Source organism: Pseudomonas sp. LS.1a, assembly GCF_022533585.1.
Classification (GTDB): Bacteria; Pseudomonadota; Gammaproteobacteria; order Pseudomonadales; family Pseudomonadaceae; genus Aquipseudomonas.
This window is the reverse complement of sequence record NZ_CP092827.1, coordinates 1049309-1062600: the sequence shown is the minus strand read 5'-3', so window position 1 is coordinate 1062600 and position 13292 is coordinate 1049309. Positions and strand designations below refer to the sequence as shown.

At 63.9% G+C, this 13292-nt stretch carries 12 protein-coding genes; 9 read left to right on the top strand and 3 right to left on the bottom strand.

The annotated features are described in order from the left end of the window. Nucleotides 1–101 precede the first annotated feature (101 nt). The 4 genes from MKK04_RS04925 (at nucleotide 102) to MKK04_RS04910 (ending at nucleotide 3774) form a co-directional block, all read left to right on the top strand. On the top strand, nucleotides 102–1478 hold the full coding sequence (locus tag MKK04_RS04925; protein ID WP_233693892.1) for an L-serine ammonia-lyase: 1377 nt from the start codon (nucleotides 102–104) through the stop codon (nucleotides 1476–1478). A gap of 27 nt (nucleotides 1479–1505) precedes the next feature. Then, nucleotides 1506–2627, top strand: a complete 1122-nt coding sequence (gene gcvT, locus MKK04_RS04920; RefSeq protein ID WP_207836047.1) for a glycine cleavage system aminomethyltransferase GcvT — start codon at nucleotides 1506–1508, stop codon at nucleotides 2625–2627. 355 nt (nucleotides 2628–2982) lie between these two features. Beyond that, nucleotides 2983–3195 carry a cold-shock protein gene (locus MKK04_RS04915; RefSeq protein ID WP_075043881.1) on the top strand — a complete coding sequence of 71 codons (213 nt, stop codon included), beginning with the start codon at nucleotides 2983–2985 and terminating at the stop codon, nucleotides 3193–3195. A gap of 90 nt (nucleotides 3196–3285) precedes the next feature. Beyond that, nucleotides 3286–3774, top strand: coding sequence for an RDD family protein (locus MKK04_RS04910; protein WP_063911382.1), 489 nt, complete (start codon nucleotides 3286–3288; stop codon nucleotides 3772–3774). 101 nt (nucleotides 3775–3875) lie between these two features. Here MKK04_RS04910 and lptG read toward each other — a convergent pair whose 3' ends face one another. Together lptG and lptF are read right to left on the bottom strand one after the other, a co-directional pair. Further along, the gene (gene lptG / locus MKK04_RS04905; protein ID WP_207836051.1) at nucleotides 3876–4937 is read right to left on the bottom strand and encodes an LPS export ABC transporter permease LptG; all 1062 of its coding nucleotides are present in this window, start codon (nucleotides 4935–4937) and stop codon (nucleotides 3876–3878) included. Then, nucleotides 4930–6045 carry an LPS export ABC transporter permease LptF gene (gene lptF, locus MKK04_RS04900; protein ID WP_063911380.1) on the bottom strand — a complete coding sequence of 372 codons (1116 nt, stop codon included), beginning with the start codon at nucleotides 6043–6045 and terminating at the stop codon, nucleotides 4930–4932. The genes lptG and lptF overlap by 8 nt, the downstream gene beginning before the upstream one ends. A 301-nt stretch (nucleotides 6046–6346) precedes the next feature. On the opposite strand from lptF, the gene MKK04_RS04895 reads away from it, so the two are divergent. The 5 genes from MKK04_RS04895 (at nucleotide 6347) to rlmF (ending at nucleotide 12875) form a co-directional block, all read left to right on the top strand. Further along, nucleotides 6347–7840, top strand: coding sequence for a leucyl aminopeptidase (locus MKK04_RS04895; protein WP_207836054.1), 1494 nt, complete (start codon nucleotides 6347–6349; stop codon nucleotides 7838–7840). 49 nt (nucleotides 7841–7889) lie between these two features. Then, a complete protein-coding gene (locus MKK04_RS04890) occupies nucleotides 7890–8321 on the top strand; it encodes a DNA polymerase III subunit chi (RefSeq protein WP_233693888.1) in 432 nt (143 codons plus the stop codon). 5 nt (nucleotides 8322–8326) lie between these two features. After that, nucleotides 8327–8686: a hypothetical protein gene (locus MKK04_RS04885; RefSeq protein ID WP_063911378.1), complete on the top strand. Its 360-nt coding sequence runs from the start codon at nucleotides 8327–8329 to the stop codon at nucleotides 8684–8686. Nucleotides 8687–8896: 210 nt separating this feature from the next. Next, a complete protein-coding gene (locus MKK04_RS04880) occupies nucleotides 8897–11743 on the top strand; it encodes a valine--tRNA ligase (protein ID WP_241106299.1) in 2847 nt (948 codons plus the stop codon). Between the two features lie 178 nt (nucleotides 11744–11921). Continuing rightward, the gene (rlmF, locus tag MKK04_RS04875; RefSeq protein WP_207836064.1) at nucleotides 11922–12875 is read left to right on the top strand and encodes a 23S rRNA (adenine(1618)-N(6))-methyltransferase RlmF; all 954 of its coding nucleotides are present in this window, start codon (nucleotides 11922–11924) and stop codon (nucleotides 12873–12875) included. A gap of 50 nt (nucleotides 12876–12925) precedes the next feature. Here rlmF and MKK04_RS04870 read toward each other — a convergent pair whose 3' ends face one another. Next, a complete protein-coding gene (locus tag MKK04_RS04870) occupies nucleotides 12926–13207 on the bottom strand; it encodes an HU family DNA-binding protein (RefSeq protein ID WP_003257928.1) in 282 nt (93 codons plus the stop codon). Between the last annotated feature and the right edge of the window lie 85 nt (nucleotides 13208–13292).

Genomic DNA, 13292 nt, shown 5'->3' with positions numbered 1-13292 from the left:
CGTGCCCGCGAATGCGATGTCGGCCTCACCGACGCATTCGCGGGCACGCCCGCTCCCACAGGGTTCACCGTCCGCCCAATATTCCTGGCTGGAGGTCACCCATGTCCCTGAGCGTCTTCGACCTGTTCAAGATCGGCATCGGCCCCTCCAGCTCCCACACGGTCGGCCCGATGCGCGCCGCCGCGCGTTTCGCCGAAGGGCTGCGCCGTGATGACCTGCTTACCCGCACCGTCAGCGTCAAGGCCGAGCTGTATGGCTCGCTCGGCGCCACCGGCAAGGGCCACGGCAGCGACAAAGCCGTGCTGCTGGGCCTTGAGGGCGAGCACCCCGATGTCATCGACACCGACACCATCCCTGCCCGCCTGCAGGCCATCCGCGACAGCGGTCGGCTGAACCTGCTCGGCGAGCACAGCATCGCGTTCATCGAAAAGCAGCACCTGGCGATGATCCGCAAGCCGCTGGACTACCACCCCAACGGCATGATCTTCCGCGCCTTCGACGAGGCCGGCCTGCAAATCCGCAGCCGCGAGTACTACTCGGTGGGCGGCGGTTTCGTGGTCGACCAGGACGCCGCCGGCCACGACCGCATCGTCGAGGACAGTACACCACTGACCTACCCGTTCAAGACCGCCAAGGAACTGCTCGGCCATTGCACAGGGCAAAACCTGTCGGTCAGCCAGGTCATGCTGGCCAACGAGGCGGCCTGGCGCCCCGAGGCGGAAACCCGTGCCGGGCTGCTGCGTATCTGGCAGGTGATGCAGGATTGCGTCGAAGCCGGCTGCCAGCATGAAGGCATCCTGCCGGGCGGGCTCAAGGTCAAGCGCCGGGCGCCGGCGTTGTACCGCCAACTGAGCCGCCACCCGGAGGCCAGCCTGCGCGATGCCCTGTCGGTGCTCGACTGGGTCAACCTCTACGCCTTGGCGGTGAATGAGGAAAACGCCAATGGCGGGCGTGTGGTCACTGCGCCGACCAACGGCGCGGCGGGCATCGTCCCGGCAGTGCTGCACTACTACATGCGCTTCGTACCGGGAGCCAGCGAGGACGGGGTGGTGCGGTTTCTGCTCACCGCCGCGGCCATCGGCATCCTGTACAAGGAAAACGCCTCCATCTCCGGCGCCGAAGTGGGCTGCCAGGGCGAGGTCGGTGTGGCCTGCTCGATGGCCGCCGGGGCGCTGTGCGAAGTGATGGGCGGCAGCGTGCAACAGGTGGAAAACGCTGCCGAAATCGGTATGGAACACAACCTGGGCCTGACCTGCGACCCGATCGGCGGGCTGGTCCAGGTGCCTTGCATCGAGCGCAACGCCATGGGCTCGGTAAAGGCGATCAACGCGGTGCGCATGGCCTTGCGCGGCGACGGGCAGCACTACGTGTCGCTCGACAAGGTCATCCGCACCATGCGCCAGACCGGCGCCGACATGAAAAGCAAATACAAAGAGACCGCCCGTGGCGGCCTGGCCGTCAACATCATCGAATGTTGACCCGACAACAACAGCAAGGAGTCACCGATGTCCGAAACACTGCTCAAGACCCCGCTGCACGCCCTGCACCTGGAACTGGGTGCGCGCATGGTGCCGTTCGCCGGCTATGACATGCCAGTGCAGTACCCGCTGGGCGTGCTCAAGGAACACCTGCACACCCGCGAGCAGGCCGGCCTGTTCGATGTCTCGCACATGGGCCAGATCACCCTGCGCGGCAGCGACGCCGCCAAGGCCCTGGAAAGCCTGGTGCCGGTGGATATCATCGACCTGCCGGTGGGCATGCAGCGCTACGCCATGTTCACCAATGAGCAAGGCGGCATCCTCGACGACCTGATGGTCGCCAACCTGGGCGACGACACCCTGTTCCTGGTGGTCAACGCCGCCTGCAAGGACCAGGACCTGGCCCACCTGCAAGCGCACATCGGCAGCCGTTGCGAGGTGCAGCCGCTGTTCGAGCAACGCGCCCTGCTGGCCCTGCAAGGCCCGGCGGCGGTCAAGGTGCTGGAGCGCCTGGCCCCGGAAGTGGCCGGCATGACCTTCATGCAGTTCCGCCCGGTGAAACTGCTGGGCGAAGACTGCTTCGTCAGCCGTTCGGGCTATACCGGCGAAGACGGCTATGAAATTTCGGTACCGGCACAGGCCGCCGAAGCCCTGGCCCGCCGCCTGCTGGCCGAGCCCGAAGTACAGCCGATCGGCCTGGGTGCGCGAGACTCGCTGCGCCTGGAAGCCGGCCTGTGCCTGTATGGCCACGACATGAACACCGAGACCAGCCCGGTCGAAGCCAGCCTGCTGTGGGCCATTTCCAAGGTTCGCCGTGCCGACGGCGCGCGTGCCGCCGGCTTCCCGGGTGCCGAGGCCATCTTCGCCCACCAGCGCGATGGCGTTGCGCGCAAACGGGTGGGTCTGTTGCCGCAGGAGCGTACGCCAGTACGTGAAGGCGCGGATATTGTCGATGCAAACGATAAACCTGTAGGCAAAGTGTGCAGCGGCGGCTTTGGCCCGACACTCGGTGCACCTGTAGCAATGGGTTATATCGATAGTGAACATGCCGCACTCGACACCCCACTGTTTGCCATGGTGCGTGGCAAGAAGGTTGCCTTGAAAGTCAGCAAAATGCCTTTCGTGGCACAACGTTACTACCGGGGCTGAAGCCGCTTTGTGAAGGTTGCGGGCAGGCTCGAGATATTCGATTTCGAACCTGTCCAATAACTTTTGAACATGGCGCCAGGCCAGGCGCCATGCCGTTTCCGACAAACCGGTCGGTTATCGGCAAACGGCTGATTTTCCATACGACCAAGGGCTTGTTTTTCGCTCGGGAGTTGGCGTAGAGTCACTGCACTGTGTTTGCATGGGTCGCAACAGTTCGTGACCTGGGCCAGTAGCCGCAATCTGCTACAACCCGTTTGACGTCTCTTACTTTCCTGCAACCCAGCCCAGTAATCTTTTGCTTGTTTATTGCAAAAGAAACTGTCATCAAAATTCAAGCTTCATAGGAAATAAGACAATGGCTGAGCGTCAGAACGGTACCGTCAAGTGGTTCAATGACGAAAAAGGTTACGGCTTCATCACCCCAGAAAGCGGTGCTGATCTGTTCGTGCACTTCCGCGCTATCGAAGGCAACGGCTTCAAGAGCCTGAAAGAAGGCCAGAAAGTCTCCTTCGAAGCCGTGCAGGGCCAGAAAGGCCTGCAGGCTGACAAAGTTCAGGTGATCGGCTAAGCTGAACCCGACTTCGAAAAAGCCCCTGCCAAGTGCAGGGGCTTTTTTTTGCCCGTAGAATAGCGGCTTCGTCTTCTGGAGCCGTTTTGCATGTCCAAGCCTCTGCTCACACCCCAGGGTGATTTTCCGCCGGTCGGCCTGGGCCGGCGCCTGGCGGCGATGTTCTACGACTTCCTGCTGTGCACGGCGCTGCTGATCGTGACCGCCGGTGCCTACAAGATGATCCAGATGGCGATCATCGGCGAAGCCCGCATGCGTGAGCTGACCGAGGCTGGCGCACTGGACGGCGACCCGCTGCTGTCGACGGTGCTGCTGTTTGCCTTGTTCGGTTTCTTTGCCAAGTTCTGGACCCATGGCGGGCAGACCCTGGGCATGCAAGTGTGGGGCGTGCGGGTGCAGAACGCCGATGGCACGGCTATCAGCCTGTGGCAGGCGCTGTTGCGCTTTGTGGTGTCGATTGCTTCGTGGCTGTGCCTGGGGCTGGGGTTTTTCTGGGTGTTGATCGACAAGCGCAAGCGGGGCTGGCATGACATCTATTCGGAAAGCCAGCTGGTGCGGGTGCCGAAGCAGAAGAAATGAGCCGGGTATTTGTGTTGCCTGTTCGAGCCCGCGAAGAAGGCAACACAAATGCCAGCAAAAAGCCGACCCTGAGGTCGGCTTTTTTTGTGCAGCTCAGGCCATCAACCCGCCCGGCGCAACAACCACACACCCGCCAAGGCACAGATGCCTGCCGGGATCACCACCGCCAGCAGCGGCGGGAAGCCGAACACCTGGCTCGAAGGCCCCAGCAGGTCCTGGGCGATGCGGAACACGAAGCCCACCAGCACACCGGTGAACACGCGCTGGCCAAGGGTCACCGAACGCAGCGGGCCGAAGATGAAGGAAATCGCCATCAGCACCAGCGCCGCAGTCACCATCGGCTGCAACACCTTGGTCCAGAACGCCAGCCAGTAACGTGCATTGTTCAGACCCTGGTCGGACAGGTAGTGGATGTAGTCCCACAGCCCGGTGATGGACAGCGACTCCGGCGCCAGGATCACGGTATTGAGCAGTTGCGGCGTGAGCGAAACGTCCCAGCGCTCCTGCGGCGTGTTCACCACTTCGGTGTGGTCGCCACGGAAGTAGGTGGTGCGCACATCGGCGAGCAGCCAGTGATCATCCTGGTACTGCGCCCGGCGTGCAAAGCTCGAGGTGATGATCTTGCGCTCGTTGTCGAAGCGGTAGCGGGTCACCCCCAGCAGCAGGCCGTTGGGCTGCACGGCGTTGATGTGCACGAACTCCTCGCCCTGGCGGTGCCACATGCCGCGCTTGGAGCTTTGCGCATCGCCACCACCCTGGGCCAGGGAACGGTCGGCCTGGGCCTTGTTCTCGGTCACCGGCGCCACGTACTCGCCGATCAGCAGGCCGACCAGCATCAGCACCAGCATCGGCTTCATCACCGCCCAGACGATACGGCCGATGGAAACCCCGGCAGCGCGCATGATGGTCAGTTCGCTGCTGCTGGCCAGGCTGCCCAGGCCGATCAGGCAGCCGATCAAGGCGGCCATCGGCAGCATTTCGTACAAGCGCCGTGGTGCGGTCAGCAGAACGAAGTTGCCCGCCTCCATCACCGTGTAGGTGTCACTCAGGTCGCTCATCTCGTCGATGAAGGCAAACAGCGAAGCCAGGCCAAGGATGATCCCCAGCACGGCGAGGATGGCCAGCAGCACACTCTGGCCGATGTAGCGGTCGAGCTTACCCATGGGCCACCTCCGCACGACGGGCGGCGCGCTTGAGGCGCAGCGGCTCCCAGTACATCAGGCCCAGGCCGATCAGCAGGAACAGGCCGTGGACCCACCACATGCCCAGGGCGATCGGCAGTTTGCCCTTCTCGAGGGCGCCGCGTACGGAAATCAGCATTGTCAGGTAGGCCATGTACAGAAGAATTGCCGGCAGCAGCTTGAGGAAGCGGCCCTGGCGCGGGTTGACCCGGGACAGCGGCACCGCCAGCAAGGTGACGACGAACACCAGGATCGGCAGCGACAGCCGCCATTGCAGCTCGGCGCGCTCACGCAGGCCCTTCTTGCCGATCAGCTCGGAGGTGGGGACGGCCTCGCGCTCGGTCACTTCCTCGCTGACCTCCGGTTTGGGCAGCAGCACGCCGTAGGTATCGTACTTGATGGCACGGTAGTCGGCCTGGCCCGGGTTGCCGTCATAACGGTAGCCGTTTTCCAGCACCAGGTAGCGGTTGCCGTCGGCCTGTATTTCCTGGTGGCCTTTTTCGGCAACCAGCACCGACGGGGCGCGGTCCTTGGTCTTGTCCTGGTTGAAGCGCTTCTCGGAGATGAACACGCCGGCCAGGTTGATGCGATCGTCCGAAAGCTCTTCGGTGTAAGTCACTCGCGAACCGTCGCGCAGGGTCTGAAAGCGGCCCGGCACCAGGGTGTCGAACTCGGTCAGGGCATCCTGCTGGCTGATGATCTGCTGCACCTGGGCAACGCCCAGCGGCGCCAGGCTCAGGCTCAGCCAGGCCACCAGCAGGGCGACCAGGGCGGCCGGCACCATGGTCAGGCCCAGCAGGCGCTGCTGGCTCATGCCGGTGGCCGACAGCACGGTCATCTCGCTTTCCAGGTACAGGCGCCCGTACGCCAGGAGAATGCCGAGGAACAGCCCCAAAGGCAGGATAAGCTGCAGGAAGCCCGGCAGGCGGAAGCCCATGATCAGGAACAGCACGCTCGGGTCGAGCACGCCCTGGGCAGCCTGGGCCAGGTACTTGATGAAGCGCCCACTCATGATGATCACCAGCAGCACGGCGCTGACGGCGCTCAAGGTCACCAGGACCTCGCGGGACAAATAACGAAAGACGATCAAACCAGACACTCCTGGGTTGTCAGGGCGGACTGCCAATCTATGGCGCCAGACAATGACTTAGTACAGCCAAGACCAATGCCGGTTCGCCAAAGGCGAACCTCCATGTAAAGTGCGCGCATTATCCTGTGATTGACCGCCCCTGTCACTTCGCCGCGCATGAAGGCGCATGACGGGGTTGTCAGCACGCTTGCCGCAGGCTCAAACTGGCAGCTTTTCCGCTGGCGCGCGACGACGCGGCCTGGCCCGTCCAGAGCGCTGGAATACACAGCGCCGACTGTATCGATCATTCGGGGATCCTGACATGGAACTGGTTGTAAAAAGCGTAGCTGCTGCATCCGTAAAAACCGCCACCCTGGTCCTCCCGGTAGGTGAAAACCGCAAGCTCGGCGCCGTGGCCAAGGCCGTGGACCAGGCCAGCGAAGGCGCCATCAGTGCCGTGCTCAAGCGTGGCGACCTGGCCGGCAAGCCGGGCCAGACCCTGCTGCTGCAGAGCCTCCCGGGCCTTAAGGCCGAGCGCGTGCTGCTGGTGGGCAGCGGCAAGGACGAAGCCCTGGGCGACCGCGCCTGGCGCAAACTGGTCGCCAGCGTCGCCGGCGTGCTCAAGGGCCTGAACGGCGCTGATGCCGTGCTGGCCCTGGACGACATCGCGGTCAGCAACCGCGACGCTCACTACGGCAAGTACCGCCTGCTGGCCGAAACCCTGCTCGACGGCGAGTACGTGTTCGACCGCTTCAAGAGCCAGAAGGCCGAGCCACGCACCCTGAAGAAGGTCACCCTGCTGGCCGACAAGGCCGGTCAGGCCGAGGTCGAACGTGCCGTCAAGCACGCCAGCGCCATCGCCACCGGCATGGCCTTCACCCGCGACCTGGGCAACCTGCCGCCCAACCTGTGCCACCCAAGCTTCCTCGCCGAACAGGCCAAGGACCTGGGCAAGGCGCACAAGGCGCTGAAAGTCGAAGTACTGGACGAGAAGAAGATCAAGGACCTGGGCATGGGCGCGTTCTACGCCGTCGGCCAGGGCAGCGACCAGCCGCCACGCCTGATCGTGCTCAACTACCAGGGCGGCAAGAAGGCAGACAAGCCGTTCGTGCTGGTGGGCAAGGGCATTACCTTCGACACCGGCGGCATCAGCCTCAAGCCTGGTGCCGGCATGGACGAGATGAAGTACGACATGTGCGGTGCCGCCAGCGTGCTCGGCACCCTGCGTGCGGTGCTCGAACTGCAGCTGCCGGTCAATCTGGTGTGCCTGCTGGCCTGCGCCGAGAACATGCCAAGCGGCGGCGCCACCCGCCCGGGTGACATCGTCACCACCATGAGCGGGCAGACCGTGGAAATCCTCAACACCGACGCCGAAGGCCGCCTGGTGCTGTGCGACACCCTGACCTACGCCGAGCGCTTCAAGCCACAGGCAGTGATCGACATCGCCACCCTGACCGGCGCCTGCATTGTCGCCCTGGGCAGCCACACTACCGGCCTGATGGGCAACAACGACGACCTGGTCGGCCAGTTGCTCGACGCCGGCAAGCGCGCCGACGACCGCGCCTGGCAGCTACCGCTGTTCGATGAATACCAGGAGCAGCTGGACAGCCCGTTCGCCGACATGGGCAACATTGGCGGGCCGAAGGCCGGCACCATCACCGCCGGCTGCTTCCTGTCGCGCTTTGCCAAGGCCTACGACTGGGCACACATGGACATCGCCGGCACCGCCTGGGTCAGCGGCGGCAAGGACAAGGGCGCCACTGGCCGCCCTGTGCCCCTGCTGACCCAGTACCTGCTGGACCGCGCTGGCGCCTGACGCCGTGAAGCCGGTGGCGCCCCACGCGCCACCGGCCGGCGATACCACCATGAGCAAAGTCGATTTCTACATCCTGCCCACCGACTCGCTGTCGGCACGGCTCGATTTCGCCTGCAAGCTGTGCGAAAAGGCCTGGCGCCTTGGCCATCGGGTCTACCTGCATTGCCAGGACGCCGAGCAGCGCAGCGAGCTGGACCAACGCCTGTGGCGCTTCAAGGGCGAGGCCTTCGTGCCCCACGACCTCGCGGAAGTACATGCCGATGCCGGCGTGGCATTGGGCCTGGCCGCCGACAGTGCAGGCGATCACCACGACCTGTTGATCAACCTGGGCGCCAGCGTACCGGGCTTTGTCGGCCAGTTCGAACGGGTGGCCGAAATCGTGGTTGAGGAGCCTGGCATCCGCCAATCGGCCCGTGACCGATTCCGTTTCTACCGTGAACAGGGCTATGCTCTGCAAGACCACCGCTTACAGCGACTTTGACGACGATGGACAAGCCCTCCCCCCTGCCCGACTCCGCCCATCTGCTCGATGACCTCGAGTCGATACGCCAGCTGCTTGGCGACGCCGACCTGCAACCACCGCTGCTGACCGAGACGGTGGAGCAGATCCCGCTGCTGCTGGAAGAAGCGCCCGGCAACCCCGCGCCTGTGGCCGAACCGGTCGAGCCCGAAGACGATCCGCAGACCCGCCGCCAGGATACCCTGCTGCACCTGGAAAGCGAGCTGCGTGCAGCGGCGCAGATGATCATGCAGGACGTGATCAACGACTTCACCCCGCACATCGAGAACGAGATCAAGCGCCGGCTGGATGCGCGGATCGAGCGGTTGATCAAGCGTTCCGAGTAAAACCGAGATTCGGCGGTACCTTCTTCGCGGGTAAACCCGCTCCCACAGGACCGGCGCAAGCTTTGAGACTTGCGCCGGTCCTGTGGGAGCGGGTTTACCCGCGAATAGGCCATCCCTGCCGTGCCAGATAGCAGCAGCTTGTCGCCTGCGGCCCCCAGCTTGGTTATACTTCCCGGCTTTCCCGAATAAATGCACAGGGTCCCGCCGCGCATGGATAAGACCTACCAGCCGCACGCCATCGAAACTTCCTGGTACAACACCTGGGAGTCCGAGAACTATTTCGCCCCACAAGGTGCAGGCGAGTCCTACACCATCATGATCCCGCCGCCGAACGTGACCGGCAGCCTGCACATGGGCCACGGGTTCAACAACGCGATCATGGACGCCCTGATCCGTTTCCGCCGCATGCAAGGCCGCGACACCCTGTGGCAGCCAGGCACCGACCACGCCGGTATCGCCACCCAGATGCTGGTCGAGCGCCAGCTCGAGGCCAAGGGCCAGAACCGGCATGACCTGGGCCGCGAAAAGTTCCTGGAAAAGGTCTGGGAATGGAAGGACCAGTCCGGCGGCAACATCAGCCGTCAGATCCGCCGCCTGGGCTCGTCGGTCGACTGGAGCCGCGAGCGCTTCACCATGGACGACGGCCTCTCCGAAGCGGTCAAGGAAGCCTTCGTGCGCCTGCACGAAGACGGCCTGATCTACCGCGGCAAGCGCCTGGTCAACTGGGACACCAAGCTGCACACGGCCATCTCCGACCTCGAAGTGGAAAACCACGACGAGAAGGGCCACCTGTGGAACCTGCGCTACCCGCTGGCCGACGGCGCCAGGACTGCCGAAGGCAAGGACTACCTGGTCGTCGCCACCACCCGTCCGGAAACCCTGCTGGGTGACGCCGCCGTGGCGGTCAACCCGAACGACGAGCGCTACCAGGCACTGATCGGCAAATTCGTCGAACTGCCGCTGGTCGGCCGCCGCATCCCGATCATCGCCGACGACTACTGCGACCCCGAGTTCGGTACCGGCTGCGTGAAGATCACCCCGGCCCACGACTTCAACGACTACGAAGTCGGCAAGCGCCACAACCTGCCGCTGCTGAACATCTTCGACAAGAACGCCTTCGTGCTGGCCAGCGCACAGGCCTTCAACCTCGACGGCAGCGTCAACGAGCAGGTCGACACCCGCCTGCCGGCCCAGTACGCCAACCTCGACCGCTTCGTCGCGCGCAAGCAGATCGTCGCCGACCTGGATGCCCAGGGCCTGCTGGTGAGCATCGACGACCACGCCCTGAAAGTGCCGAAAGGCGACCGTTCGGGCACCGTCATCGAGCCGTGGCTGACCGACCAGTGGTACGTTTCCACCAAGCCGCTGGCAGAACCTGCCATCGCCGCCGTGGAAGATGGCCGCATCCAGTTCGTGCCCAAACAGTACGAGAACATGTACTTCTCCTGGATGCGTGACATCCAGGACTGGTGCATCAGCCGCCAGCTGTGGTGGGGCCATCGCATCCCGGCGTGGTACGACGAGGCCGGCCAGGTCTATGTCGGCCGCAACGAGGATGAAGTGCGCGCCAAGCACAACCTGGGCGCCGACGTGGCCCTGCGCCAGGACGATGACGTACTCGATACCTGGTTCAGTTCGGGCCTGTGGACCTTCTCCACCCTGGGCTGGCCGGAGCAGACCGAGTTCCTCAAGAAGTTCCACTCCACCGACGTGCTGGTGACCGGCTTCGACATCATCTTCTTCTGGGTTGCGCGCATGATCATGCTGACCATGCACCTGATCAAGAACGAGGACGGCACCCCGCAGGTACCGTTCAAGACCGTGTACGTGCACGGCCTGGTGCGTGACGGCCAGGGCCAGAAGATGTCCAAGTCCAAGGGCAACGTGCTGGACCCGCTGGACATCGTCGACGGCATCACCCTTGACGCCCTGCTGGAAAAGCGCACCAGCGGCATGATGCAGCCCAAGCTTGCCGAGAAGATCGCCAAGCAGACCAAGGCCGAGTTCCCCGAAGGTATCGCCAGCTACGGCACCGACGCCCTGCGCTTCACCTTCTGCTCGCTGGCTTCCACCGGCCGCGACATCAAGTTCGACATGGGCCGCGTCGAAGGCTACCGCAACTTCTGCAACAAGATCTGGAACGCCGCCCGCTACGTGCTGGACAAGGGCGAGGACTGCGGCCAGAACGGCGAAGCCGTCGAGCTGTCGCTGGCCGACCGCTGGATCATCTCGCAGCTGCAGCGTACCGAAGCCGAAGTGACCCGCCAGCTGGAACAGTTCCGCTTCGACCTGGCCAGCCAGGCGCTGTACGAGTTCATCTGGAACCAGTACTGCGACTGGTACCTGGAGCTGTCCAAGCCGGTGCTGTGGGACGAGAACGCCCCGGTCGAGCGCGCCCGTGGCACCCGCCGCACCCTGGTGCGCGTGCTGGAAGTGGCCCTGCGCCTGGCGCACCCGTTCATGCCGTTCATCACCGAAGAAATCTGGCAGCGCATCGCGCCGCTGGCCGGCATCCAAGGCAAGACCATCATGCTGCAGCCGTGGCCGGTGGCCAATGAAGCACGCATCGACGCTGCTGCCGAAGGTGACATCGAGTGGCTCAAGGAACTGATGGTCGGCCTGCGCAACATCCGCGCCGAGATGAACATCGGTCCGGGCAAGCCGCTGCCGCTGTTCCTGAAAAACGCCAATGCCGACGACCAGCGTCGCCTGCAGGAAAACGAAGCCCTGCTGAAGAAGCTGGCCAAGGTCGAATCGTTCACCATACTGGGCGATGCCGACGAAGCGCCGCTATCGGCCACTGCCCTGGTCGGCGACCTGCAAGTGCTGGTACCAATGGCCGGCCTGATCGACAAGGATGCCGAGCTGGCGCGCCTGAACAAGGAAATCCAGCGCCTGCAGGGTGAAGTGGCACGCGTGGGTGGCAAGCTGTCCAACGCCGCCTTCGTCGACAAGGCACCGCCTGCGGTGATCGAGAAGGAACGCGCCAAGCTGGCCGAGTCCGAACAGGCCCTGGCCAACTTCACCGAGCAGCATGCGCGGATTGCAGCGCTGTAATCACTAGAGAGACCGTTGGGGCCGCTGTGCGGCCCTTTCGCGACACAAGGCCGCTCCCACAGGACGGCGCCAACCTTCAAGGCGCTACCATCCTGTGGGAGCGGCCTTGTGTCGCGAAAGGGCCGCACAGCGGCCCCAGGCTCTTCAAGCCACCGCTCGTATAGGGCTGGACACTGCCATGACCCCGAACAAACCCACCCTGCACCCGCGCAACCGCCACCAGGGTCGCTACGACTTCCCCAGCCTGATCAAGGCCCACCCTGACCTGGCGCGCTTCACCATCACCAACCCCCACGGCAAACCCAGCATCGACTTCGCCAACCCCGAGGCCGTGCGGGTGTTCAACCGAGCCTTGCTCAAGGCCCAGTACGGCATCCAGCACTGGGACATCCCCGCTGATTACCTGTGCCCGCCAATTCCCGGCCGCGCCGACTACATCCATGTGGCCGCCGACCTGCTGGCCGACGACAATGCCGGCGAGATCCCCAAGGGCGCCCAGGTGCGCGCACTGGACATCGGCGTTGGCGCCAACTGCATCTACCCGCTGCTGGGCCACAGCGACTACCGCTGGCGCTTCCTGGGTTCGGACATCGACCCCGTGGCCCTGGCTTCGGCCAAAGCCATCGTCCAGGCCAATGGCCTGGGCAAGGCCATCACCCTGCGTCAGCAGGCCAACCGTGCGCACATACTCAGCGGCTTGCTGCAGGAAGACGAACGCTTCGACCTGACCCTGTGCAACCCGCCCTTCCATGCCTCACGTGACGAAGCCACCCGTGGCAGCCAGCGCAAATGGAAGAATCTTGGCAAGCAGGACCCCAAGCGCAAGCTGCCGGTGCTCAACTTCGGCGGCCAGAACAATGAACTATGGTGCGAAGGTGGCGAGATCCGCTTTGTCACCCAACTGGTTGGCGAAAGCGTGCAGTACGCCGAGCGGGTACTGTGGTTCACCAGCCTGGTGTCCAAGGCCAGCAACCTGCCAGGGATCGAGGCCGCGCTCAAGAAAGCGGGCGCCAAGGCCGTGCGCATCAGTGAAATGGGCCAGGGGCAGAAGCAAAGCCGCATGGTCGCCTGGAGCTTCCACGACGACACCGCGCGCCAGGCCTGGCACGCCCGGCGTAAATCCCAGGCATGAAAAAACCGCGCCCGGGCAAGCCGGGCGCGGTTTCGTCAAAGCTTCAACAATTACTTGTTGATGGCGTCGGTCAGCACTTTGGCTGGAACGAACTTGACGACTTTCTTGGCAGCGATTTCGATGGCAGCGCCAGTCGAAGGGTTACGGCCGGTACGGGCAGGACGCTCAGCGACTTTCAGCTTGCCGATGCCTGGCAGAGTGATTTCAGCGCCGTTTTCCAGTTGGTCGGCAACGATCTGGCCCAGTTGCTCCAGAGCGTTCTTGGCGGTGGCTTTTGGCGCGGCGATCGATTCGGCGATGTCGGCAATCAGTTGGTCTTTGGTCAATGCCATGGTGGTGTTCCTTCCCTATCAAATTCGATGGTTATGCAGCGGACTACGACGTTATCGGGCCAGCCCCTGAAAGTGGAGGGCCGCG